This is a genomic window from Streptomyces sp. NPDC087422, from assembly GCF_044744145.1.
Lineage (GTDB): Bacteria > Actinomycetota > Actinomycetes > Streptomycetales > Streptomycetaceae > Actinacidiphila.
This window is the reverse complement of record NZ_JBIUXT010000012.1, coordinates 71,393-94,217: the sequence shown is the minus strand read 5'-3', so window position 1 is coordinate 94,217 and position 22,825 is coordinate 71,393. Positions and strand designations below refer to the sequence as shown.

The 22,825-nt window shown below is 71.8% G+C and carries 20 protein-coding genes; 12 read left to right on the top strand and 8 right to left on the bottom strand.

Features of this window, described 5'->3' with window-relative positions:
• Positions 1-122: 122 nt before the first annotated feature.
• The 3 genes from sepH to ACIO6U_RS30090 all read right to left on the bottom strand — a co-directional run bounded on the left by sepH (position 123) and on the right by ACIO6U_RS30090 (position 4,145).
• Positions 123-1,229, bottom strand: coding sequence for a septation protein SepH (sepH, locus tag ACIO6U_RS30100; protein ID WP_355338482.1), 1,107 nt, complete (start codon positions 1,227-1,229; stop codon positions 123-125).
• Positions 1,230-1,603: 374 nt separating this feature from the next.
• Positions 1,604-2,944 carry a D-arabinono-1,4-lactone oxidase gene (locus ACIO6U_RS30095; RefSeq protein ID WP_401723884.1) on the bottom strand — a complete coding sequence of 447 codons (1,341 nt, stop codon included), beginning with the start codon at positions 2,942-2,944 and terminating at the stop codon, positions 1,604-1,606.
• Complete coding sequence (locus ACIO6U_RS30090; protein WP_391048896.1) at positions 2,883-4,145, bottom strand: MFS transporter; 1,263 nt, start codon at positions 4,143-4,145, stop codon at positions 2,883-2,885. Before ACIO6U_RS30090 ends, ACIO6U_RS30095 begins: the two co-directional genes overlap by 62 nt.
• Before the next feature lie 230 nt (positions 4,146-4,375).
• Between ACIO6U_RS30090 and ACIO6U_RS30085 the strand changes: the two genes are divergently transcribed.
• The gene (locus ACIO6U_RS30085; protein ID WP_401723881.1) at positions 4,376-5,509 is read left to right on the top strand and encodes a ferrochelatase; all 1,134 of its coding nucleotides are present in this window, start codon (positions 4,376-4,378) and stop codon (positions 5,507-5,509) included.
• 96 nt (positions 5,510-5,605) lie between these two features.
• Complete coding sequence (locus tag ACIO6U_RS30080; RefSeq protein ID WP_355338470.1) at positions 5,606-6,424, top strand: inositol monophosphatase family protein; 819 nt, start codon at positions 5,606-5,608, stop codon at positions 6,422-6,424.
• A gap of 251 nt (positions 6,425-6,675) precedes the next feature.
• Here ACIO6U_RS30080 and ACIO6U_RS30075 read toward each other — a convergent pair whose 3' ends face one another.
• Entirely contained in the window at positions 6,676-6,849 is a 174-nt protein-coding gene (locus ACIO6U_RS30075; protein WP_188282026.1) for a hypothetical protein, read from the bottom strand.
• 289 nt (positions 6,850-7,138) lie between these two features.
• Between ACIO6U_RS30075 and ACIO6U_RS30070 the strand changes: the two genes are divergently transcribed.
• The 4 genes from ACIO6U_RS30070 to ACIO6U_RS30055 all read left to right on the top strand — a co-directional run bounded on the left by ACIO6U_RS30070 (position 7,139) and on the right by ACIO6U_RS30055 (position 10,667).
• Positions 7,139-7,792, top strand: a complete 654-nt coding sequence (locus ACIO6U_RS30070; protein ID WP_391163844.1) for a response regulator — start codon at positions 7,139-7,141, stop codon at positions 7,790-7,792.
• Between the two features lie 5 nt (positions 7,793-7,797).
• A complete protein-coding gene (locus ACIO6U_RS30065; protein ID WP_355338466.1) occupies positions 7,798-9,066 on the top strand; it encodes a HAMP domain-containing sensor histidine kinase in 1,269 nt (422 codons plus the stop codon).
• A 419-nt stretch (positions 9,067-9,485) separates the two neighbouring features.
• A complete protein-coding gene (locus ACIO6U_RS30060) occupies positions 9,486-9,785 on the top strand; it encodes a DUF4193 domain-containing protein (RefSeq protein WP_103884889.1) in 300 nt (99 codons plus the stop codon).
• 117 nt (positions 9,786-9,902) lie between these two features.
• On the top strand, positions 9,903-10,667 hold the full coding sequence (locus ACIO6U_RS30055) for a hypothetical protein (protein WP_355338463.1): 765 nt from the start codon (positions 9,903-9,905) through the stop codon (positions 10,665-10,667).
• Between the two features lie 54 nt (positions 10,668-10,721).
• Here ACIO6U_RS30055 and ACIO6U_RS30050 read toward each other — a convergent pair whose 3' ends face one another.
• Together ACIO6U_RS30050 and ACIO6U_RS30045 are read right to left on the bottom strand one after the other, a co-directional pair.
• Positions 10,722-11,171, bottom strand: coding sequence for a DUF3093 domain-containing protein (locus ACIO6U_RS30050; RefSeq protein WP_355338460.1), 450 nt, complete (start codon positions 11,169-11,171; stop codon positions 10,722-10,724).
• A gap of 27 nt (positions 11,172-11,198) precedes the next feature.
• A complete protein-coding gene (locus ACIO6U_RS30045) occupies positions 11,199-12,092 on the bottom strand; it encodes an SDR family oxidoreductase (protein ID WP_355338457.1) in 894 nt (297 codons plus the stop codon).
• Positions 12,093-12,247: 155 nt separating this feature from the next.
• On the opposite strand from ACIO6U_RS30045, the gene ACIO6U_RS30040 reads away from it, so the two are divergent.
• From ACIO6U_RS30040 to ACIO6U_RS30025, 4 genes are all read left to right on the top strand, one after another.
• A complete protein-coding gene (locus ACIO6U_RS30040) occupies positions 12,248-12,853 on the top strand; it encodes a PaaI family thioesterase (RefSeq protein WP_355338454.1) in 606 nt (201 codons plus the stop codon).
• A 37-nt stretch (positions 12,854-12,890) separates the two neighbouring features.
• Positions 12,891-13,421: a dUTP diphosphatase gene (gene dut / locus ACIO6U_RS30035; protein WP_188282019.1), complete on the top strand. Its 531-nt coding sequence runs from the start codon at positions 12,891-12,893 to the stop codon at positions 13,419-13,421.
• Between the two features lie 2 nt (positions 13,422-13,423).
• Entirely contained in the window at positions 13,424-14,197 is a 774-nt protein-coding gene (locus ACIO6U_RS30030; protein WP_355338451.1) for a DUF3710 domain-containing protein, read from the top strand.
• Between the two features lie 200 nt (positions 14,198-14,397).
• On the top strand, positions 14,398-15,135 hold the full coding sequence (locus ACIO6U_RS30025) for an ABC transporter ATP-binding protein (protein WP_401723873.1): 738 nt from the start codon (positions 14,398-14,400) through the stop codon (positions 15,133-15,135).
• 95 nt (positions 15,136-15,230) lie between these two features.
• Here the strand turns inward: ACIO6U_RS30025 and ACIO6U_RS30020 are convergent, their stop codons facing one another.
• Positions 15,231-16,412 carry an ROK family protein gene (locus ACIO6U_RS30020; protein ID WP_355338445.1) on the bottom strand — a complete coding sequence of 394 codons (1,182 nt, stop codon included), beginning with the start codon at positions 16,410-16,412 and terminating at the stop codon, positions 15,231-15,233.
• A gap of 239 nt (positions 16,413-16,651) precedes the next feature.
• Here ACIO6U_RS30020 and ACIO6U_RS30015 point away from each other — a divergent pair, with 239 nt between their 5' ends.
• On the top strand, positions 16,652-17,806 hold the full coding sequence (locus ACIO6U_RS30015) for a Gfo/Idh/MocA family oxidoreductase (RefSeq protein WP_355338795.1): 1,155 nt from the start codon (positions 16,652-16,654) through the stop codon (positions 17,804-17,806).
• A 24-nt stretch (positions 17,807-17,830) separates the two neighbouring features.
• Positions 17,831-18,838, top strand: a complete 1,008-nt coding sequence (locus tag ACIO6U_RS30010) for a sugar phosphate isomerase/epimerase family protein (RefSeq protein ID WP_355338442.1) — start codon at positions 17,831-17,833, stop codon at positions 18,836-18,838.
• A gap of 124 nt (positions 18,839-18,962) precedes the next feature.
• On the opposite strand, the gene ACIO6U_RS30005 is transcribed toward ACIO6U_RS30010, so the two are convergent.
• Complete coding sequence (locus ACIO6U_RS30005) at positions 18,963-22,616, bottom strand: glycoside hydrolase family 3 C-terminal domain-containing protein (protein WP_355338439.1); 3,654 nt, start codon at positions 22,614-22,616, stop codon at positions 18,963-18,965.
• Between the last annotated feature and the right edge of the window lie 209 nt (positions 22,617-22,825).

Here is a 22,825-nt window from a genome sequence, read left to right as displayed (position 1 = left end):
TACCGGCCGCACGCGACCCGGTAACGCGCGAGCCGCCGCACAACGCGTCAGGGGCAGCCACCAAGGTGGCTGCCCCTGACGGCCGTCGGCTCCCGGTCTGTCCAAGCCGCGCGCCACCCGCGCTACTCCTGCTTCTTGCGCCTGCTCCCGAACACGATCTCGTCCCAACTCGGCACCGTGGCCCGGCGTCCGGGGCGGACCCCGTCGGCCTCGGCCTGGCGGTCGGTGGTGCCGACCAGACGGTCGCGGTGACCGGCGACGGCGCGCGGCATCAGGACGTCGGCGTAGGCGGACCCGGCGCTGGCGGCCGGAGCCGCCTCTTCCTCGGTCTCCTCCTCCGGCTCCACGGCGGGCACGACGTCCGGAGGACCCGGCGGGCCCGGCGGAGGCGCGGGCACGACCATGTCGCCGCGGAAGTTGGGCACCGCTTCGAGCAGGCTGGTCAGCGAGTCGCGCTCCTCCGGCTCCGGCCGGTCCTCGGCGCGGGCCTCGCGGTCGGCGCGGTCCGGCCGGTCGGGCCGTTCCAACTGCCGGTCGAGGGCGCGGTCGAGAGGCCGGTCACGCGGCAGGCGGGCGATCCTGGGCACGAAGGGGAAGCTCGGTTCCTTCGTGCTCTCCTGCTGCGCGGCGTTCTCACCGATCAGCGCCCTGGCCTCGTCGTCGACGGCCGCGACCAGGCGGCGCGGCGGGTCGTAGGTCCAGCTCGCGGAGTGCGGTTCACCGGCCACCCGGTAGACCAGGAGGACTTCCCACGTGCCGTCGTCGCGGCGCCAGGAGTCCCACAGGACGGTGTCCTTCTCCGCGCCGCGCAGCAACAGCCGCTCGGCGACGGCCTCGCCGAGCTGGGGCCCGGTGCTCTCGCCCTGGCGGCGTACGGGCGTCTTCCTGGCCCGCTCGGCCATGAAGGCGCGCTCGGCCAGGACGGGACCCTCGAAGCGCCGTACGCGCTCGACCGGGATGCCGGCCATCGACGCGACCTCTTCCGCCGACGCACCCGCACGTATACGTGCCTGGATGTCGCGGGGCCGCAGATGGCTCTCGACCTCGATCTCGATCTGTCCGAGACGGGCCCGGTCGTTGCGGACGGCGGCGCGCAGCCGTTCGTCGATGGGGAGTGTGTATTCCGTGCTGTCGGCAGCCTTGAGCACCAGTCGTGTGCCGTCATTGCTGACGGCCACAACCCGCAGTTCGGGCACGGTTACCTCCCGGGTGGTGCCTGCCGACGTCACGTGCGTCGCTGCTCCCGTTGGACGAGTGTGGCCTGCCCGGGTGCAGCGTGCCACAACCTTGCAGAGTTACCCGGCGTGTCGGGGTGACACGGTGACACGCCGTTATGGGACGGTGGTCGATTGGCCACTCAGTGTGACCGATCGCGGCACCCCGGGACGAGTGCCGTCGGGCTCCCCTCCCGCCGTTCCGGACCAGCTACCGACCACCCGGACGGGCAACCGGGAGCCAGGATTCGCCACGGTACTCCATTTGGGCCAGCGGGGTGGGCTGCCGCGCCGTCGAATCTGGGCCAGGAGCGCGGGAGTTGAGTGGCACGGCTCACACGAAAGGGTTGCGCGCCGAGTGCAAATGCGGACTTTCCCGTATGAAGCGACTACGAGCCCAGCACCCGCCGGAGGTAGTCGTTCGTGAACCGCCGGTCCGGGTCCAACCGGTCCCGCAGCGCCGTGAATTCGCCGAAGCGCGGATAGGCCGAGGCGAGGTATTCCGCGTCGCGGGTGTGCATCTTGCCCCAGTGCGGGCGCCCGCCGCGCGCGGTCATGATCCTCTCGACCGCGGTGAAGTACTCCTGGTAGCGGCTGCCCCGGTACATGTGCACCGCGATGTACGCGCTGTCCCGGCCGGACGCCGTCGACAGCGCGATGTCGTCCGCGGGCGCGACCCGTACCTCCACCGGGAAACTGATCCGCAAGTCGGACCGCTCGACCATCGCCTTCAGCTCGCGGATCGCGTCGACCGCCGCCTCGCGCGGCACCGCGTACTCCATCTCCACGAAGCGCACCCGGCGCGGGCTGGTGAAGACCTTGTACGGAATGTCGGTGTACGAACGGGCCGACAGGGCGCGGCTGGAGAGCTTGGCGATGCCGGGGATGACGGCGGGCGCGGCCCTGCCGACCACGCAGGCGGCCTGGAAGACGCCGTTGGACAGCAGCTCGTCGTCGATCCAGCCGCGTACGGCGGGGACGGGCGCGGCCGGGCCCTGGCTGCGGTTGTTCCGCTTGGTGTTGCAACTGTCGGTGTGCGGGAACCAGTAGAACTCGAAGTGCTCGTTCTCCGTGGCGTGCTGCTCGAACTCCGCCATCACCCGGTCGAACGCCATCGGCTCCTCGCGCGCGGTCAGCAGGAAGACCGGCTCGACGGCGAACGTGACGGCGCTGACCACGCCGAGCGCGCCGAGCCCGATCCGGGCGGCGGCGAAGACGTCGGGGTTCTCCTCGGCCGAACAGGTCAGCACCGAGCCGTCGGCGGTGACCAGTTCGAGCGCGGTGATCTGGGCGGCGATCGAACCGGAGTCACGGCCGGTGCCGTGCGTGCCGGTGCTGGTGGCGCCCGCCACCGTCTGCTCCATGATGTCGCCCATGTTCGTGAGCGACAGGCCCTCGGCGGCCAGCGCCGCGTTCAACTGCTTGAGCTGGACGCCCGACTCGACGGTGACGGTGCCCGCCGCGCGGTCGATGGCGCGGATCGCGGTCAGCCCCTCGGGGCGGATCAGCACCCCGTCGGTGGCCGCCGCGGCGGTGAAGGAGTGCCCGGAGCCGACCGCCTTCACCGGCAGGCCGTCCTCGGCGGCTCGCCGCAGCACGGCCGCCAGTTCGCCCACGGAGGCGGGCGCCACGGCCCGCGCCGGCCGGGCGGAGACGTTCCCCGCCCAGTTACGCCACGCCTTCTGTTCGGCCTTGCTTGTCGTGCGTGCCGTACTGCCCGTCGTGCTCATCGCGCGGCCCCTCCCGCTCCGGCGCCGGCTTGAGCCGGCGATACCCGAGAAACGCCACCGCCACGGCGAGGACCGCCGAGGCGGCGGGCACCGCGAAAGCCGCCGACGCCCCGTGCGAGTCGATCACCCGACCCGCCACCGAGGCCCCTGCGGCGACCCCGACCGCCATCCCCGTGGAGGTCCACGTGATGCCCTCGGTCAGTTTCGTCCGCGGTACCAACCCTTCGATCAGGCCCATCGCGGTCACCATCGTCGGAGCGATGGTCAGGCCCGAGAAGAACAGCGCCACGGCCAGAAACGGCAAGTTTCCGACCAGTAGTGGCGGGATCATACTCACAGTCATCAACGCGATGCCCAGCAGGAACCTCCCGGTGGGCGTCCCGCGCGGGGTCATCAGCCCGAAGACCAGCCCGGCCAGACACGATCCCAGGGCGTACGTCGCCAGCACCAGACTGGCCAGCGCCTTGTGCCCGCGCTCGTCCGCGAAGGCCACGGTGGCCACGTCGACCGCGCCGAACAGCGCCCCGGTGCCGACGAAGACGCCGGTGACCACCAGCAGCCCCGGCTCGCGCAGCACCGACCGGTCCGAGAGGCGGTCGCGCGGATGCGGCGGCGGCTCGGTGGCGTGCTGCGCGGTCAGCAGCAGTACGCCGGTGCCCAGGAAGACCGCGGCCAGCAGCGGGCCCGCCTCCGCGAACCAGGCCGTGCACAGCCCGATCGACAGGATCGGCCCGAGGATGAAGACGATCTCGTCCACCACCGACTCGAAGGAGTAGGCGGTGTGCAGGAGTTCGGGAGAGCCGCGGTGGATCCGCGACCAGCGGGCGCGCACCATGGCGCCCATGCTCGGCGTGCAGCCCGCGCCGACCGCGCACACGAAGTACACCCAGTCCGGCGAACCGGCCCGCACCGCGATCAGCAGGGCCGCCACCGACAGCACCGTCACGGCGCTCGCGGGACGCAGCACCCGCCGCTGTCCGTACCGGTCGACCAGCCGGGAGATCTGCGGTCCGATCGCCGCCCCCGACAGGGCCAGCGCGGCGGCGAGCGCGCCCGCGAGCCCGTACCTCCCGGTGACCTGGGAGATCATCGTCACGATGCCGATGCCCAGCATGGACAGTGGCATCCGCCCGATCAGCCCGGCGGCGGAGAACGCCTTGGTGCCGGGAGCGGTGAAGATCGCGCGATAGGGGCTGGACAAGGGCGCTCCCGGCGGCGTCGCCGAATTCTCGGTAAGGAACGTAGCTGGCGCGTACAGCTTACGAGTCCGCGCAACCGAATTGTGCCGCGCGGCGCCCCGGATTCCACCGCGCGGATTCCACCGCGCGGAGGGCGCCCGCGGCGGCCACCGCGAGCCACGGCGTGACCGGGCGCACCCGTCCGGGGAGGCGGAGCGCGGCGGGATCGTCGCGGGGTGGCAGGATCGATGACATGTCCGATCAGCCGCCTCAGCGCGACCCCCACGACGCCGGGCCGTACGACGCCCTGCTGCTGCTCTCCTTCGGCGGCCCCGAGGGACCCGACGACGTCGTGCCCTTCCTGGAGAACGTCACCCACGGCCGGGGCATCCCCAAAGAGCGGCTGAAGGAGGTCGGGCGGCACTACTTCCTCTTCGACGGCGTCAGCCCGATCAACGCGCAGAACCGCGAACTGCTCGACGCGCTCCGCAAGGACTTCGCCGGGCACGGCCTCGACCTGCCGGTCTACTGGGGCAACCGCAACTGGGCGCCGTATCTGACCGACGCCCTGCGGGAGATCGCGCGGGCGGGCCACCGCCGGGTCCTGGTGCTGGCCACCAGCGCCTACGCCTCGTACTCCGGCTGCCGGCAGTACCGCGAGAATCTGGCCGCCTCGCTGGCCGTGCTGGCCCAGGAGGGCCTCCCGGTGCCGCGGGTGGACAAGTTGCGGCACTACTTCAACCACCCCGGCTTCGTCGAGCCGATGACCGAGGCGACGCTGGCCGCGCTGGACGCGCTGCCCGCTGACGTACGCGACGGCGCCCGGCTCGCCTTCACCACGCACTCGATCCCCACCTCGGCCGCCGACACCTCGGGACCCGTCGAGGGCCACGGCGACGGCGGCGCGTACGTCGCGCAGCACCTGGACACCGCCCGGGTGATCGCCGACGCGGTACGCGCCGCGACCGGCGTCGACCGGCCGTGGCAGCTCGTCTACCAGTCGCGCAGCGGCTCCCCGCAGATCCCGTGGCTGGAGCCGGACATCTGCGACCACCTCGAGCAGGCGCACGCGCAGGGCGCGCCCGCGGTCGTCATGGTGCCGATCGGCTTCGTCTCCGACCACATGGAGGTGAAGTACGACCTGGACACCGAGGCCGTCGCCAAGGCCGCGGAGCTGGGGCTGCCGGTCAGCCGCGCCGCGACCGTCGGCGCCGACCCGCGCTTCGCCGCCGCGGTGCGCGACCTGGTGCTGGAGCGGGCCGCGACCGAGCGGGGAGCGGCCCCGGCGCGCTGCGCGCTGGGCGCGCTCGGCCCCAGCCACGACGTCTGTCCCGCAGGCTGCTGCCCGGCCAGGACCCCGCTGCCCGCCGCCGCCGGAACCGACTGACCGGTACCGACCGGAGCCGGGCGGCGGGACACGACCGACAGGTACCGACCCCGCCCGGAGACCGGCTGTGACCGGAACCGACTAAGGAGCCCCCCGTTGAGCCCCACCCCCGACGCGTCGTCGACCGAACCCGCCGCGCTGCTGGAGATCGCCCTGGAAGCCGCGCGCAGGGCCGGTGAGCTGCTGCGCGACGGCCGCCCCGCCGACCTGGGCGTGGCCGCCACCAAGTCCAGCCCGATCGACGTCGTCACCGAGATGGACATCGCGGCCGAGAAGCTGATCACGTCCTACATCAGCGGTCTGCGCCCCGACGACGGCGTCCTCGGCGAGGAGGGCGCGAGCAGCGAGGGCACCAGCGGGGTGCGCTGGGTGATCGACCCGCTCGACGGCACGGTGAACTACCTCTACGGTTTGCCGTCCTGGGCGGTGAGCATCGCCGCGGAGGTGGACGGCGAGGCGGTGGCCGGTGTGGTGGCCGCCCCGATGCGCGGCGAGACGTACCAGGCGGTACGCGGCGGCGGCGCGTTCGTCAACGGCGAGCGGGCCCGCTGCCGTCCGGCCCCGGCCTTCTCGCACGCGCTGGTCGGCACCGGCTTCGGCTACCTGTCCGAGCGCAGGGCGGCGCAGGCAACGGTGGTGAGCGCCCTGCTGCCGCGGGTCCGGGACATCCGGCGCGGCGGCTCGGCCGCCATCGACCTCGCGGACGTGGGCTGCGGGCGGCTGGACGCGTACTTCGAGCGCGGCCTGAACCCCTGGGACTTCGCGGCCGGGGCGCTCTTCGCCCGCGAGGCGGGCGCGCTGACCGGTGGACGGCCGGGAGAGGCCGCCTCGGGCGAGCTGACGGTCGCGGCCCCCGGCGGCCTCTTCGAACCGCTCCAGGAGCTGCTGGACGGCTTGGGCGCCTGGCACGACTAGAGCGTCGGCACGGCGGCGGGGGCGGCGGGGCCGGCGGGCCGGCGCGGGCGGCGGGGCCGGCGGGGGCGGCGGGGGCGGCGGGCCGAACCGTGGCGCTCGCCGCGTTCGTAGGACCCCGCGGGGCTCGCAGCGCTCCCAGCGCGTGTCACGCCGACCATCCGATGAGCGGCTGATATTCGCGCGTAGACATGCGAACGCCCCGGCACCTGTGAGGTGTCCGGGGCGTGCGGCTCGGGGTCAGCCGGTGTGGATCAGGCGACCTTCGGCCGTACGTCCACGCCGTTCTCCGACGCGAGTCGGCGGAGGTCTTCCAGTTCCGCCTGCTCGACGTCGGCGAGGAAGTCGTCGCCTGTCTCCCGGGCCCGGCGCAAATCGGTCTCCGTGCTGTGTATGCGCTGGAGGATTCCGGTGGTGAACGCGTCCATTAGGCGCCCCCTCGTCGTCGTCGTTGACACGGGGTGTGTCAAGCCAGGTACCACGCGAGGGAAACGCGTGGCGAGGCGTGGTGGGTGGGTGTGCAGTCGTCTTGCCCACCCGCTTCGGAGCGGAAACCTCCGTCGGCCGGAGGAATATTCCGTCCTCGGTCCCTTACCGCCGATTTACGGTCCTCAGGTGCAGGATGGTGGAGCATTCGCACAGCTCATGCCGTTCCGGCCGCGGCTCCGCGCCGCCGCAGGACCGCTCATGTCCCCCCGCTCTGGAAGGAACAGCGCCTTGCGCGTACTGGTCGTCGAGGACGAGCAACTGCTCGCCGATGCGGTTGCCACCGGGCTGCGCCGCGAGGCGATGGCCGTCGACGTGGTCTACGACGGCGGCGCCGCCCTGGAGCGGATCGGGGTCAACGACTACGACGTGGTCGTCCTCGACCGCGACCTCCCGGTCGTCCACGGCGACCAGGTGTGCCGCGAGATCGTCGATCTCGGCCTGCCCACCCGGGTGCTGATGCTCACCGCCGCCGGTGACGTCAGCGACCGGGTGGAGGGTCTTGAACTGGGCGCGGACGACTATCTGCCCAAGCCCTTCGCCTTCACCGAGCTGACCGCGCGGGTCCGCGCGCTGGGCCGTCGTACGACCGCGGCCCTGCCGCCGGTCCTGGAGCGCTCCGGCATCAGGCTCGACCCCAACCGCCGCGAGGTCTTCAGGGACGGCGCGGAGGTGCATCTGGCGCCCAAGGAGTTCGCGGTCCTCGAAGTGCTGATGCGCAGCGAGGGCTCGGTGGTCTCCGCCGAGCAGTTGCTGGAGAAGGCGTGGGACGAGAACACCGACCCGTTCACCAATGTGGTGCGGGTGACCGTCATGACACTGCGCCGCAAGCTCGGTGAGCCTCCGGTGATCGTGACGGTCCCCGGTTCCGGTTACCGGATCTGATCCGCGTGGCGTCCCCCTCCGCCGGCTCCCCCGCGCCCGCACCGCCCTCGGCCCCGCCGACCCCGCCCAGGCCCCCCTGGGACCCGCTGCCGGGCGAGAGCCCGCTGCCCTGGCTGCGCCCGACCATCCGGATACGGCTGACCGTGCTGTACGGCGGCATGTTCCTGATCGCCGGTGTGCTGCTGCTGTGGATCATCTATCTGCTGGCGGCCCAGGCCCTGCACCAGGGCAGCGAGCCGCTGTTCACCGTCAACAGCGGCCGGGTCAACATCGTCAGCAACACCTGCCCGAGCCTGATCAACGAGACGGATTCGGGGCGCTTCAACTCCGCCCTGGCGCAGTGCATGGCCGTCCAGCGCGAGGCGGCGCTCAATGTGCTGCTCAAGCGCTCGCTGCTGGCGCTGATCGGCCTGGCCGTGGTCGCGCTGGTCTTCGGCTACGTGATGGCCGGGCGGGTGCTCGCGCCGCTCGGGCGGATCACCAGGACCGCGCGGGTCGTGGTCGGCTCCGACCTCAAGCGCCGGATCGAGCTGGACGGCCCGGACGACGAGCTGAAGGAGCTGGCCGACACCTTCGACGAGATGCTCGACCGGCTGGAGAGATCCTTCGACGCCCAGCGCCGCTTCGTGGCCAACGCCTCGCACGAGCTGCGCACACCGCTGGCGATCAACCGGACGCTGCTGGAGGTCCAGCTCTCCGATCCGGACGCCTCGGCCGACCTGTTGCAGCTCGGCAAGACCCTGCTGTCCACCAACGAGCGCAGTGAGCAGCTGGTCGAGGGCCTGCTGCTGCTCGCCCGCAGTGACAACGAGATCGTGGACCGCAAGCCGGTGGACCTGGCGGAGGCCGCCTCCCGGGCGCTCGACCAGACCCGCGCCGAGGCGCAGGGCAAGGGCGTGGAGCTGCGCTCCCGGCTCGACGGCGCGGTCGTCCAGGGAAATGGCGTGCTGCTGGAAAGGATCGCCCTGAACCTGGTACAGAACGCGGTGCGGTACAACGTGGCGGAGAACGGCTGGGTCGACGTCTCCACGGCCGTGGAGGGCGGTCAGGGGCTGCTCGTGGTCGCGAACACCGGACCGGTCGTTCCGGCGTACGAGATCGACAACCTTTTCGAGCCGTTCCGGCGTCTGCGTACCGAGCGGACGGGAAGTGACAAGGGGGTGGGACTGGGACTGTCCATCGCGCGGTCGGTGGCACGGGCGCACGGAGGCGTCATCGTGGCCGAGCCGCGCGAGGGAGGCGGCCTGGTCATGCGGGTCGCGATCCCGTTGTGAACCGCGTCACGCCCAGGACGGCCACCGGCGACGACAGCACCGACGAGTGTTCGCTATGCGAGAAATTTCGCGGTCTGTTCCCCGCCGGGAACCGTTGTGATCGACAGCACATGCTATTGGAGGGACACCTACACACAGTGATCAAGACATTGGGGAAAAAGACCGGAAAATCCATGTTTCCCCAGGTCATGATCACGGGAAGTACACGTGATGGCGCCCGCGACATACGACTTTCAGACTGTCGCGAGTGACGATCGGCCACCCGTGCGATCACCCCTTCGGGGGCGACCTTGGGTGTCGATTGAGTAACAGGCCTTGATGTGAGGCAAAATCTCCGCCTCGGGTCGGGCACAAGTCCGGCCTCCCGCGCGTTACGTGCGCTGGAGACACCGCAGACACCCACAGGGGGAGAGCGAAAAATGGCTACGGATTACGACACCCCACGCAAGACCGACGATGACGTCAACGAGGACAGCATCGAGGAACTGAAGGCCCGGCGGAACGAGAAGTCCACCTCCGCGGTGGACGTCGACGAGTTCGACCAGGCGGAGTCCCTGGAGCTGCCGGGCGCCGACCTCTCCAATGAGGAACTGTCGGTTCGCGTACTGCCCAGGCAGGCCGACGAGTTCACCTGCATGAGCTGCTTCCTGGTCCACCACAGGAGCCAGCTCGCGGCGGAGAAGAACGGCAACCCGATCTGCCGCGACTGCGCGGCCTGATCCGCGGGCGCGGTGACGGGCTCACGGCGGGACGGCCGGGCGGACGACGCCGGCCGGGCGCAGGACCAGGACCAGGACCGGGCACAAGGCCCGGTGGAGGGTCCGACGGAAGGCCGGGTGGAAGGCCGAGAAGGCGACGAGCGGGGCCGCAGGGCCTCGCTCGCGGCCACGACCGCGCGCGGGGCGCGCGGAATACGCAGCGGGGCGCGCTACGGCGGCAGGAAGGCGATGGCGGGCATGGGCTCGGTCGCCGAGCGGCTGATCGAGGTCGCCCCGCGCATCCCGGTGCGTGACCTGGCGACGCTGCGGGGGCAGTTTCCCGGTCTCGGCCCCGAGGACATCGCGGACCGGCTGATCGCCACCGCGGTGAAGGGCACCATGACCGTCGGCGCCGGTGTGGGCGCCGCCGCGATGCTGCCCACCCCGCCGGCGATGCCGGCCGAACTGACCGCCGAGACGCTCGGCGTCGCCGCGGTCGAGTTCAAACTCATCGCGGAACTGCACGAGGTCTACGGACTGCGTGTCCCGGGCAACTCCCGGGAGCGCGCGACCGCGTATCTGTGGTCCTGGACCGAACAGCGCGGTATCGATGTGCTGAAACTCTCCACGGTCAACGTGGCCCTGGGCAGCAGCATGAAGAAGGAGATGCGCCAGCGGCTGCTGCGCCGCACGCTGCGCAATATGCCGACGCTGACGCCGTTCATGATCGGCGCGGCCGTCGGCGCGGTGATGAACCGCCGCGACACCCGCAAGCTCGCCCAGCGGATCCGCCACGACCTGCGCGCCGCGCAGCTCCCGTGGCCCGAGCTGCCCGCCGTCGGCGCACCGGCCGACGCGGCCCTGACCGGCACGCTGTGGCAGCCGCCCGCCATCGAGCCCTGACCGGCCGCGGGCGCCCCCGCGGGGGCCGCCCGGCACCGTGCGGCCCGGCCGGTCCTACTGGGGCGCCTTCACGGCTTTCAGCGCCTCCGCGAGCCGCTTCGGCGAACGCGTCGACAGATAGACGTACGGCGTCGGGTCGTCCGGATCGGTCACGTCGACCTTCAGCGCCGTCGGCACGTACGAGCGCAGCAGCATGTACGCCCGCGGGTCGGCCTTGTGGGAGCGCCAGGCCACCGTCTCCGCCGCGTCGAGCACGGTCGCCTCGCCCAGTGCCGCCAGCGGGATCCGGGCCTTGCCCGCCACCAGCGAACCCGCCACCACCCGGATCCGCGCGGACCCGTACGAGCTGACCGCCATCATGGCGACGGCCGCGCCGGCCGCGAGCCCGGCCAGCATCGGCAGCGGGCCGAACGGGAAGAGGATCAGCGCCATCGCCACACCCACCCCGGCGGCCAGGAACCACCAGGAGCGCGGCACGGTGAGACGTTCGTCGTAAGGCTGCATGGCACCAGACTGCCATGCGGTCCTGTGCTATCTGCCGCGAAGGCGCGCCAGCGCACGGGTGACCCTCGGCGGCGCCTGCCGCAGCCCGGTGGCGAGCTGCTTCGCCCAGTCGGAGGCCGCCGTCGGCGCCACCGCGTCCAGCACCGCGGTCGAGCGGGCGCCGCCGCCCACCAGATAGCGCGGCAGCGGGTGCCGGGCGGTCAGCGCCTTGCGCACCGCGAGCGCCACCGGGCGCGGCCCCGGCAGGTCGCGGCTGCCGCGCAGCACGTCCCCGGCCGCCGCGTACTGCTCCTGGTACGCCGACGCCCGCTCGTCGGGCAGCAGCCCGGCGCCGGTCTCCCAGATGCCGGTGCCGTAGGAGCCCGGCTCGATCAGCGAGACCTGCACGCCGAACGGCGCGGTCTCCATCCGCAGCGCGTCCGTCACCGACTCCAGGCCGCGCTTGCTCGCGCAGTACCAGCCGAGCATCGGCAGCGACACCCGCCCGGCGATCGACGACACGTTGACGATCCGGCCCGCCCGCCGGTCCCGCATCGCGGGCAGCACCAGGCGGGCGATCCGCGCGGGCGCCACCAGATTGGTCTCCAGCTGGCGCCGTACCTGCTCGTCGTCCACGTCCTCCACCGCGCCCGGCTGCGCGAACCCCGCGTTGTTGACCACCGCCCACGGGCCGCCGTCGGTCATCGTGGCGATCTCGGTGAACGCCCGGACGCAGGACGTCGCGTCGGCCACGTCGAGCACCGCGGTGCGCACCGCCGCGCCCGTACGGTCGACCGCCGCGCGCAGGGCCCGCGCGTCCCGGTCGTTGCGGACCGTGCCGATCACGTCGAAGCCGCAGTGCGCCAGCTCCAGCGTGATGGCACGGCCGATGCCGCGTCCGGCTCCGGTGACGACGACGGACTGGCCTACTCCTGGGGACATGCGCGCGCTCCGGTGCTACCAGATGACAACGGGGGGACTGCGGGGGCGGTACGAGGGTGGTACAGGGGGCGGTTTCCGCCGGCCGCCGGGCGGCTCCCCCGGGACCAACGGACACCGGCAGGGAAAGGATCCCGCGGAAGGGTAGGGTCTCGGGCGTGAGTGGAGCGAACACACCCAGAAGCGCCGGACGGTCGTCGTTGACGCCGCCGCCCGACGCCACCGCGCCCACGCGGCACCCGGACGCCCCGGCGCCGGGCGAGCTGCTCGGGGCGCACTACGACCAGTGCTTCGGCTGCGGCGAGGGTCTGCCGCACGGGCTGCACCTGGCGGCGCGGGCGGGCGAGGGCGTCAGCGTCACCGCCGAGTTCACCGTCAAGCCCGCCCACCAGGGCGCGCCGGGCCTCGCCCACGGCGGGGTCCTGGCCACCGCGCTGGACGAGACGCTGGGCTCGGTCAACTGGATGCTGCGCGCCATCGCCGTCACCGGACGGCTGGAGTCGGACTTCCTGCTCCCGGTCCCGGTCGGCGCCACGCTGTACCTGTCGGCGCGCTGCACCGCGGTCGCCGGACGCAAGATCTACAGCTCGGCCGAGGGCCGGATCGGCGGCCACGACGGGCCGGTCGCGGTCCGCGCGGAGGCGCTGTTCGTCGAGGTCAAGCTCGACCACTTCACGCAGAACGGCCGCGCGGAGGAGATCCGCGCGGCGATGTCGGACCCCGACCAGGTGAAGGTCGCCCGCGCCTTCGAGGTGAACCCATGAGCCGTGAGCCGCTGCGCCTCGTCAGCGAGGTGAACCCGTGAGCACAGAGCGACAGCCGGTGGACGTACTGCTGCACCGGCTCGACGAGTCCGTGCCCGTACCGTCCTACGGGCATCCCGGTGACGCGGGCGCGGACCTGACGACCACGCTGGCGGCGGACCTCGCGCCCGGTGAGCGCGCGGTCCTGCCCACCGGGGTGTCGATCGCCCTGCCCGACGGGTACGCGGCCTTCGTGCATCCCCGCTCGGGGCTGGCAGCGCGCTGCGGTGTGGCCCTGGTGAATGCCCCGGGAACGGTGGATGCCGGGTACCGTGGAGAGATCAAGGTGATCGTCGTCAACCTCGATCCGCGCGAGACCGTGCGGTTCGAAAAAGGTGACCGGATCGCCCAACTGGTCGTCCAGCAGGTCGAGCGGGTCCGTTTCCATGAGGTGGCGGAGCTGCCCGGCTCTGCCAGGGCCGCGGGGGGCTTCGGCTCCACGGGGGGTCATGCCGCGGTGGAGACGCCGTCGGCCGACACGTCCAGAGTCGGATTCGCATCGGTCGTTGCAGACCGGGAAGGACAGTGACCGTGTTCCGTCGTCGCAAGGAGCGCGAAGACGACCTCGACGAGCTCGACGAGGCCGCAGGCCCTGACGAGCAGGTCGAGGACGCCGAGGAGTCGGACGACTCCGGTGAGTCCCTCCGGTACAACCTTCCGCCCGCCCCGAGGCCCGACGGCCCGTGGGACCTGAGCGAGGTCAGTGAGCCCGGCGAGGGCCGCGTCGACCTCGGCGGACTGTTCGTGCCCGGAGTCGAGGGCATGGAGCTGCGGGTCGAGGTCGCGGGCGAGTCCATCGTCGCCGCGACCGTGGTGCTGCGGGACAGCGCCGTGCAGCTCCAGGCGTTCGCCGCCCCCAAGTCCGAGGGCATCTGGGGCGAGGTCCGCGAGGAGATCGCCGCCGGTATCACCCAGCAGGGCGGCATCGTCGACGAGCTGGAGGGGCCGCTCGGCTGGGAGCTGCGGGCCCAGGTGCCCGTCCAGCTCCCCGACGGCACCAATGGCGTGCAGCTCGTGCGGTTCATCGGCTGCGACGGCCCGCGCTGGTTCCTGCGCGGGGTGATCTCCGGCCAGGGCGCGGTGCAGCCCGCCGCCGCCGGTGTGCTGGAGTCCGTCTTCCGCGACACCGTGGTGCTGCGCGGCGACACCCCGATGGCGCCGCGCGACCCGATCGTGCTGAAGCTGCCGAACGACGCGCAGATGGTGCCGGACGGCGCCGCGCCGACCGAGCAGGGCGAGCCGTCGAAGTTCGGCGACGGCATCGACCCGCTGCGCCGCGGCCCGGAGATCACCGAGCTGCACTGAGGCGTCGCTCCGCGTACGCGCCGTTCGCGGCCCTCGTGGCCCCTCGTGGCCCGGATCCGTTCCCACGGGTCCGGGCCACGGCGTTTGCGCGTACCGTCCACGGCGTTTGCGCGTACCGTACGGATACGCGACGGCCGTACGGTGGCCGGCGCGCCGCGGGCGGGGGCCGGCAGGGGATGCGGCCAGGACGGGGAGGACGCATGAGCGAGGGGTCCACGGGACGTGCGGCGACGGCGGTCGCGGACGGTCCGCCGTCCGGGGACATGGTCGTCGTCGAGGATCTGCGCCGCACCTACGGCATCGGCGACACCGCCGTGCACGCCCTGCGCGGTGTCTCGTTCTCCGTCCCGCGCGGCGAACTCGTCGCGCTCAAGGGCCGTTCGGGCTCGGGCAAGACCACCATCCTCAACCTCGTGGGCGGTCTCGACAGCCCCGACGGCGGCCGGATCATGCTCGACGGCACCGATCTGGCCTCGCTCGGCGACGACGAACTGCTCGCCCTGCGCCGGGACCGTATCGGCTTCGTCTTCCAGTCCTTCGGGCTGCTCCCCATCCTCAGCGCCGCCGAGAACGTGGGGGTCCCCATGCGGCTGCGCAAGACCCCGCCGCGTGAGCGCGAGGAGCGCGTCGAACTCCTCCTGGCCCTCGTCGGCCTCGCCGACCACGCCGCCCAGCGCCCCGGCGAACTCTCCGGCGGCCAGCAGCAACGCGTGGCCATCGCCCGCGCCCTCGCCAACCGCCCTGTCCTGCTCATCGCGGACGAGCCCACTGGGCAGCTCGACGCCGACACGGGCCTGGCCGTCATGGAGTTGCTGCGCGCGGTCGTCCGCAGCGAGTCCGTCACCGCCCTCGTCGCCACCCACGACACGCAGCTCCTCGCCCTGGCCGACCGCGTCCTGGAACTGCGCGACGGGCAGATCGTCCAGACCACGGACTGAGCGGCCTGACGCGGGTCAGGCCGGTACGGATCAGGCCGCTTTCCGGGTCAGGCCGCTTTCCGGGTGAGACAGCTCCGGGGCGGGCCGCTTTCCGGTCAGGCCGCTCCGGCGAGCAGTGAGGCGGCGTCGGCGAGGACGAGACCGGCCGCCCCGCGGACCTCGGCGCCGTCCCCGAGGCCGCCGGTGACGATCTCCAGGCCCTCCGCGGCGGAGGGAAGGGTGTGGCGGCGGACACCGGCCCGCATGGGTTCGAGGATGTCGGCGCCCGCGGCGGCGAGGTCGCCGCCGACCACGATCAGGCGCGGGTTGAGGAGGGTGACGAGCGTGGCGAGCGCGCGGCCCACGGCGTCTCCCGCGTCGCGGACGGCGCGCAGGGCGCCGGTGTTGCGGTCCCGGATGAGGGCGGGGAGGTCACGGGGTGCGACGGTCTCGCCCCAACTGTCGGACAGCAGGCGGGCGATGGCGACCGGACTGGCGACGGTCTCCAGGCAACCGCGGTTCCCGCAGCGGCAGATGAGGCCGTCGGTGATGAGCGGGAGATGGCCGATCTCCCCGGCGAGGCCCCGTGAGCCGAGCAGGAGGCGGCCGTCGCTGACGATGCCCGCGCCGATACCGGCGGAGAGCCGGACGTAGACCATGTCGCCCGCCTGCCGTCCGGCGCCGTACATGCGCTCGGCGAGGGCGCCGGCGTTGGCGTCGTTGGTGACGCGGACCGGCAGCGAGGTGCGGTGGCGCAGTTCGTCGGTGAGGCGCAGGCCGACCCAGCCGGGCATGATGCCCTCGGCGCCGAGGGCGCCGCTGCCCTTCTCGACCGGTGAGGCGATTCCGGCGCCGATGCCGAGGACGCGCTCGCGGGCGACGCCGGTCTCCTGGAGAGCGCGGCCGACGAGGACGGCGACCAGGTCGAGGGTCTCCTGCGGGGCGCGGTCCACGTCCTTGGCCACCCAGTGCTCCCACAGGACGGCGCCGAACAGGTCGCAGAGGATGACGCGTACGTGCTGGTGGCCGATGTCCGCGCCGATGGCGTAGCCCGAGCTGGGGACCAGCGAGAGGGACTGGGCGGGCCGTCCGGTGCGGCGGGGCTCCGGCTCCTCGGGGCCCTCGTCCTCGGTGACCAGGCCGACGGTGATGAGGTCGGCGATCAGCGAGGAGACGGTGGCCCTGGACAGGCCGGTGACGCGCACGAGTTCGGGCCTGCTGCTGCGTGCGGTGGTGTGCAGGGCCTCGAGGACCCGGAGCCTGCCGACCTCGCGGAGATTGACTGGAGTGTCGATCACTGCCCCCCGGATGTGTGACGTCTCGGCAACCGCACGGTGCCCTGTTGCCGTCACCGACGTCAAGAGCCTTGACTTATGCCGAAGTTCAGGCAGAAACTGCCGAACTGTTCTATCCGGCGCCGTGAGTTTCAGTCGATGCCGGATGAATAACGATTCACGGCCCGTACCAGGAGCGGCATTCCGCCAGGAGGACGTACGTGACGACGACACCACCCCCGGTCCCCGCGCTGCGGATCGGCATGGTCGGCCATGCCTTCATGGGCGCGGCGCACTCCCACGCCTGGCGCACCGCGGGCCGCTTCTTCGACCTGCCGGTACGGCTCGAACTCACCGCCGTCTGCGGCCGGTCGGCCCAGCGGGCGGCGTCGGCCGCCGAGCGGTACGGCTGGGGGTCGTACGAGACCGACTGGCGGGCGCTGGTGGCGCGGCCGGACATCGACGTGGTGGACATCTGCACGCCGGGCGACAGCCACGCGCGGATCGCGGAGGCGGCGCTCGCGGCGGGCAAGCACGTGATGTGCGAGAAGCCGCTGGCCAATTCGGTGGCGGAGGCCGAGGCGATGGTCGACGCGGCGCACAAGGCCCGGCAGGCCGGGGTGCGTTCGATGGTGGCCTTCAACTACCGCCGGGTGCCCGCGCTGGTGCTGGCGCGGCGGCTGATCGAGGAGGGCAGGCTGGGCACGATCCACCAGGTGCGGGCGCAGTACCTCCAGGACTGGCTGGTCGACCCGGAGTTCCCGCTGGCCTGGCGGCTGCGCAAGGACCGCGCCGGGTCAGGGGCGTTGGGCGATCTCGGCGCGCACAGCATCGACGCGGCGCAGTATCTGACGGGTCAGCGGATCAGCTCGGTCGGCGCGCTGCTGGAGACCTTCGTGACCGAACGGCCGCTGCCGGAGTCGGCGAGCGGCCTGTCGGGCAAGGGCGGTTCCGAGCGCGGCCGGGTCACGGTGGACGACGCGGCGCTGTTCACCGCGCGGTTCGACGGCGGCGCGATCGGCGTGTTCGAGGCGACCCGTTTCGCCACCGGGCACAAGAACGCCATGCGGATCGAGGTCAGCGGCTCGCGCGGCACGCTCGCCTTCGACGCCGAGTCGATGAACGAGCTGGCCTTCCACGACCGTTCCGAGGACCCGGACACCGCCGGTTTCCGCCGCGTCCTGGTCACCGAGCCCACCCACCCCTACCTTGACGCGTGGTGGCCGCCAGGCCATCTGATCGGCTACGAGCACTCCTTCACGCACCAGGTGCGCGATTTCGCCGAGGCGGTGGCGGGCGGTACGGATCCGCGGCCGTCGTTCGCCGACGGGCTCCAGGTGCAGCGGGTGCTGGCGGCCGTGGAGACCAGTGCGGCGGCCCTCGGCGTGCACATCCCGGTGCCCGCTCCTCAGTCCTGAAGCCCCGATCCCTGGAGGACGCACATGGCCCGACCCGTCACGCTCTTCACCGGCCAGTTCGCCGACCTGCCCTTCACCGAGGTGTGCGCGCTCGCCTCGCGGTGGGGGTACGACGGCCTGGAGATCGCCTGCTGGGGTGACCACTTCGACGTGGAGGCGGCGCTCAGCGACGACGCGTATCTGCCGCGGCTGCGCGACACCCTGGACAAGCACGGACTCAAGAGCTGGACCATCTCCTGCCATCTGACCAGCCAGGCGGTCTGCGACCATCCGATCGACGAGCGGCACCGCGGCATCCTGCCCGCCCGTATCTGGGGCGACGGCTCGCCCGAGGGGGTGCGGGAGCGGGCGGCGGAGGAGATCAAGAACACCGCGCGGGCCGCCGCGGCCTTCGGCGTGGACACCGTGGTCGGCTTCACCGGTTCGTCGATCTGGCACACGGTGGCGATGTTCCCGCCGGTGCCGGAGGAGATGGTCGACCGCGGATTCGCGGACTTCGCCGACCGCTGGAATCCGATCCTGGACGTCTTCGACGAGGTCGGGGTCCGGTACGCGCACGAGGTGCACCCGGGCGAGATCGCGTACGACTACTGGACGACCGTGAGGACCCTGGAGGCGATCGGCCACCGCCCGGCCTTCGGGCTCAACTTCGACCCCAGCCACTTCGTGTGGCAGGACCTGGACCCGGTCGGCTTCCTGTACGACTTCCGCGACCGTATCTACCACGTGGACTGCAAGGAGTCGGTCAAGCAGTTCAACGGCCGCAACGGGCGGCTCGGTTCGCATCTGCCGTGGGGCGACCCGCGGCGCGGCTGGGACTTCGTGTCGACCGGGCACGGCGACGTGCCGTGGGAGCCGGTCTTCCGGATGCTCAACAGCATCGGGTACGAGGGGCCGATCTCGGTGGAGTGGGAGGACGCGGGGATGGACCGGATGACGGGCGCGCCCGCCGCGCTCGCGCACGTACGGGCGCTGGCCGCGATCGAGCCGCCCGCGGCCTCCTTCGACTCGGCGTTCAGCTCGTCCTCATGAACGTCTGGGATCGTCGCTGACGTCCTGCGGCTCCTCCCGGCGGGCCCGGTCCTGACAGGCTGGCCGGCCGGGCGGCGCTCGGCGCGCCGTCCCCCGCAGCGGGGGGACGGCGCGCCGCTGCGTGTCAGCCGCCGATCGCGATCGAGAACAGGTGCATGGCGACCTGGTGGTCGACCTGCGTCTTGCTCACGTTGGGCAGGGTGATCGCCTGGACGGTCTTTCCGGGCAGCAGGTCCACGGTGGCCGCGGAGATGTGCACGGTCTGCTGCTGCTGTCCGCCGCCGTTGTTGAGGTAGGGCGTGCTGGCGGCGAAGTCGCTGCCCTGCGACGGTGATCCGGCCCACCAGTCGGACAGGGCCAGCGCGTAGGTCTGCGTGGTCCCGTCGGTGTAGACGATGGTGCCGGTGCCGGAGGTGGCGCCGAAGGCGCTGGTGCCCACAAAGCCCAGCTTGGTTCCGGTGCCGGTGATCTCGACGGCCTGGCCGCCGGCCACGGCGTTGTCGGGGTCCCCGGTGCCCGCGGTGGCGGGCCAGGGGAAGGACACCCCGTCGTGGTCGGTGTTCTGGCCCGCGTGCCAGCCCAGGGCGGCCAGCGCCTGGAGCGAGAAGCTGGCGCCCTCGCCGTCCAGGCTGCCGGTCGTGGTGTGGGCGTCGTCGCTGATGCCGGAGTTGTTGTAGGCGGCGGTCAGTGACGCGTACGGCACGGTGACGGGGGCCTGGGCGCTCTCCTCCCCGGAGGGGGTGATGACGGTGGCGTCCAGGGTGAAGCTGTCGGGGTCCGCACCGGCCGGGACGGTCACCTGCCAGGTGGTGGTGGCCTTCTGGCCCGCGCCGACGGTGTCGAAGGTCGCCGGGCTGGTGGCCGTGGCCGTCCAGCCCGCCGGGGTGGCGAGCGTGACCGACACGTTCCGCACCGCGGACGCGGCGCCGTTGGTGTAGGTGGTGGTCGCGGTCAGGGTGCTGCCCGCCTTGGCGATCGGCAGCGCCTTGAGCGTGAGGGTGCCGCGGACCACGACCGGGGTGGAGCCGGTGACGCCGCCCACGGTCGCCGAGACGGTGGCGACGCCGTCGGCCACGGCGTGCACCAGGCCGTTCTTGTCGACGGTGGCGACCGCCGGGTCACTGCTGCGGTACGTGACCTTGGCGGTGGACAGGTCGACGAAGGACTGGTCGTTGTTGACGGCCTCCACGACGTCGTCCGCGGTGACGGACAGGTCGCGCTGTTCCTTCGCCGGGTTGGTGTCGTCCTTGATCCACTTGTTCTTGCCGGTGAGCGAGAAGGTCTGGCCCGCGTCGTGGACGACGCTCTCGGGCTGCACGGTGACGTAGCGCACCTTGGGCGTCAGAGTGCCGCTGATCCTCACGTTCGCGGTGCCCGCCGGGTGCGCGGAGTCCGGGCCGAGCCGGAACGCGTAGGTACCGTTGTAGACGGTCTGCCGGGAGCTCTTGGCGTCCCAGAAGGACAGGTCGGCGGCCTTGACGGTGATGGTCAGGTGCTGGCTCTTGCCGGGCCCCAGCACCTTGGTCTTGGCAAAGCCCGCCAGCCGCTTGGCGGGCAGTTCCACGCCGGGGACGGTGAAGGGGGTCGCCGCGTAGAGCTGCGCGACCGTGGCGCCCGCCGTCTTGCCGGTGTTGGTGACGTCCACGCCGATCTTCACGGTGCCGTCCGGCGTGATCTGCGTCTTGTTGGCGCTGACCGAGGTGAAGGAGAAGGAGCTGTAGCTGAGTCCGTAGCCGAAGGGGTACGTGGGGGCGCCGGTGAAGTACTGGTACGTACGGCCGAGGCCGCCGGTGGCGCTCGGGGTCAGCCCGTAGTTCTGCTTGTCGGGGAGCTGTGAATCGTCCTTGTACCAGGTGAAGTTGAGGTGCCCGGACGGGTTGACGTCGCCGAAGAGCACATGGGCGAGCGCGGTGCCCTGCGACTGGCCGTTGTAGCCGCTGAAGACGATCGAGGAGACCGGTGAGCCGGCGGCGGCCTCCTTCTGGATGTCGACCGGGCCGTCGGACTGGATGACCAGGGCGAGCTTGTCGGTGCCGAGCGCCGACGTCTGGTCGATCAGCGACTGGTAGTTGCCGGGCATGTTCAGGTTGTCGCGGTCGTTGCCCTCGTCGCCGTTGGCCTGGGTGGTACCGACGAACAGCACCACGAGGTCGGCGGCCTTGATGTCGGCCTTGGTCTTGTCGGACAGCACCGCGGCGCCGGTGCCGGTGGACGAGGTGCCCGCCGCGTCGTAGACCACGGACGCCGTGGGGTCGATCGCGTGGATCTCGTTCTGGATGCCGCGCAGCGGACTGGTCCGGTAGGTCGGGTCACCCGAGTACAGGCCGAGCGTCGCGGTGTTGGCGAGGTCGCCGAGGACGACGACCTTCTTGGTGGTGGCGGGGTCGGCGGGCAGCAGTTTGCCGCCGCCCGAGGCCCGCTTGTCGTTCTTCAGCAGCACCAGGGAGTTGTCGGCGACCGTGGTGGCGAGCGCCTGGTGGGCCGGGCTCTCGATCTGGTCCTTGGTGATGTTCGTGTACGACACCGCGCTCGCCGGGTCGAACTCGCCGGTCTCCATGCGGATGGTGAAGACCTTCACCAGGGCGGTGTCGACCACGCCCTCGCTGAGCGCGCCCGCCTCGATGGCCTCCTGGATGTTGGCGGTGGTCGCCTCGTCACCCGTGCAGTTGAGGTCGGTACCGGCCCGCAGCGCGTACGCCTGGCCGCCGGCCTGCCCGGACATCGTCGTGCCGGTGGCGGTCTCGGTCCACGTCGGGTTGTCCTTGTGGTCGGTGGTCCAGCCGGGCGGCGCCCAGTCGTGACCGCCGGGGAACTGCCGCCAGTTGGTGCTGACCGCGCCGCAGTCGGAGGTGATGTACCCGTTGAACCCGTAGGTGCGCTGGGCGAGTTGGTTGGTGGTGTAGGTGTCGGAGACCGACGGGGTGCCGTTGATCGCGTTGTACGACGTCATGAGCCCGGACACGTGCGCGTCCTCGATCAGCGAGCGGAACTGCGCGGTGTAGTAGTCGCGCAGGTCCGTGTCGTTGACGTCGGAGCTGATGCCGGTGCGGTTGTCCTCGACGTTGTTGAGCGCGTAGTGCTTGGCGGTGGAGGCGACCTTCAGATAGCCGGTCTTCGAGGTGCCGTCGGGGTTGTTGCCCTGGTAGCCGTCGACGAACTGGCCGGCCATCTGCCCGACGAAGTACGGGTCCTCGCCGAACGCCTCGTCGGTCCTGCCCCAGCGCGGGTCGCGGTCGAGGTTGACCGTCGGCGCCCAGTAGGTCAGCGAGCCGTAGTCGTCGGCGGACGGGCCGAGGTTGTTCTGGCCGGTGCCGAAGAGCGACTTGTCGACGAAGCCGCGCACCTCGTCGGAGATCGCGGTGCTCTCCTGGTAGAGCAGCGCCGGGTCCCAGGACATGGACGAGGCGAAGTTGGTCGGGAAGCTGGTGGCGTGGACGCCGCCCTGCGCCCCGCCGTTGTTCTGGTTGGCCCCGAGGGTGTTGACGCCGTGCTGGCCCTCGCTCCAGTACGTGTACTGCTGGACGCCCAGCCGGGGGATGGCGGGGCCGCTGTTGGTGCTGAGCTGCTGGACCTTCTCCTGCAAGGTCATCCTCGACACCAGGTCGGCGGCCCGCTCCTGGAAGGAGTAGTGGGTGTCGAGGTAGACCGGGGTGGCGGCGACCGCCTCCTGTGGGGTGTTCGCGGCCGCGCTCGGGCCGAAGCCCGCCGTCAGTCCGATCGCACACGCCATGGCGCAGACCGCGGCCAGTCCCGCGCGTCGGCGCTTTCGCTCGTCCATCCTGCCTCCGTCGTCATCGAGCAGCATCGAGCAGATGCCGGTACCGACTTCGGTGCAAGTCCGAAGGAAGTCCGGGTCTCGCGTCATCAGTTGGGCAGTGTGTTGCCATCTTTGACGCAGCGTCAAGACAAAGAACGCGATCGGACCGGCATTTTTTGACTTCTCGCTGCAAAAAGCTGGAAGCGGGCTGCTCACCGGCCTGTGCCCGG

Excerpts from the sequence above, each read along its gene's own strand:
- ACIO6U_RS30050 (WP_355338460.1), bottom strand. The coding sequence starts at position 11,171 with ATGCAGCCTTACGACGAACGTCTCACCGTGCCGCGCTCCTGGTGGTTC.
- ACIO6U_RS30015 (WP_355338795.1), top strand. The coding sequence starts at position 16,652 with ATGGTCGGCCATGCCTTCATGGGCGCGGCGCACTCCCACGCCTGGCGC.
- ACIO6U_RS30075 (WP_188282026.1), bottom strand. The coding sequence starts at position 6,849 with ATGGACGCGTTCACCACCGGAATCCTCCAGCGCATACACAGCACGGAG.
- ACIO6U_RS30005 (WP_355338439.1), bottom strand. The coding sequence starts at position 22,616 with ATGGACGAGCGAAAGCGCCGACGCGCGGGACTGGCCGCGGTCTGCGCC.
- ACIO6U_RS30085 (WP_401723881.1), top strand. The coding sequence starts at position 4,376 with ATGTCCGATCAGCCGCCTCAGCGCGACCCCCACGACGCCGGGCCGTAC.
- ACIO6U_RS30045 (WP_355338457.1), bottom strand. The coding sequence starts at position 12,092 with ATGTCCCCAGGAGTAGGCCAGTCCGTCGTCGTCACCGGAGCCGGACGC.
- ACIO6U_RS30060 (WP_103884889.1), top strand. The coding sequence starts at position 9,486 with ATGGCTACGGATTACGACACCCCACGCAAGACCGACGATGACGTCAAC.
- ACIO6U_RS30010 (WP_355338442.1), top strand. The coding sequence starts at position 17,831 with ATGGCCCGACCCGTCACGCTCTTCACCGGCCAGTTCGCCGACCTGCCC.
- ACIO6U_RS30095 (WP_401723884.1), bottom strand. The coding sequence starts at position 2,944 with ATGAGCACGACGGGCAGTACGGCACGCACGACAAGCAAGGCCGAACAG.
- ACIO6U_RS30025 (WP_401723873.1), top strand. The coding sequence starts at position 14,398 with ATGAGCGAGGGGTCCACGGGACGTGCGGCGACGGCGGTCGCGGACGGT.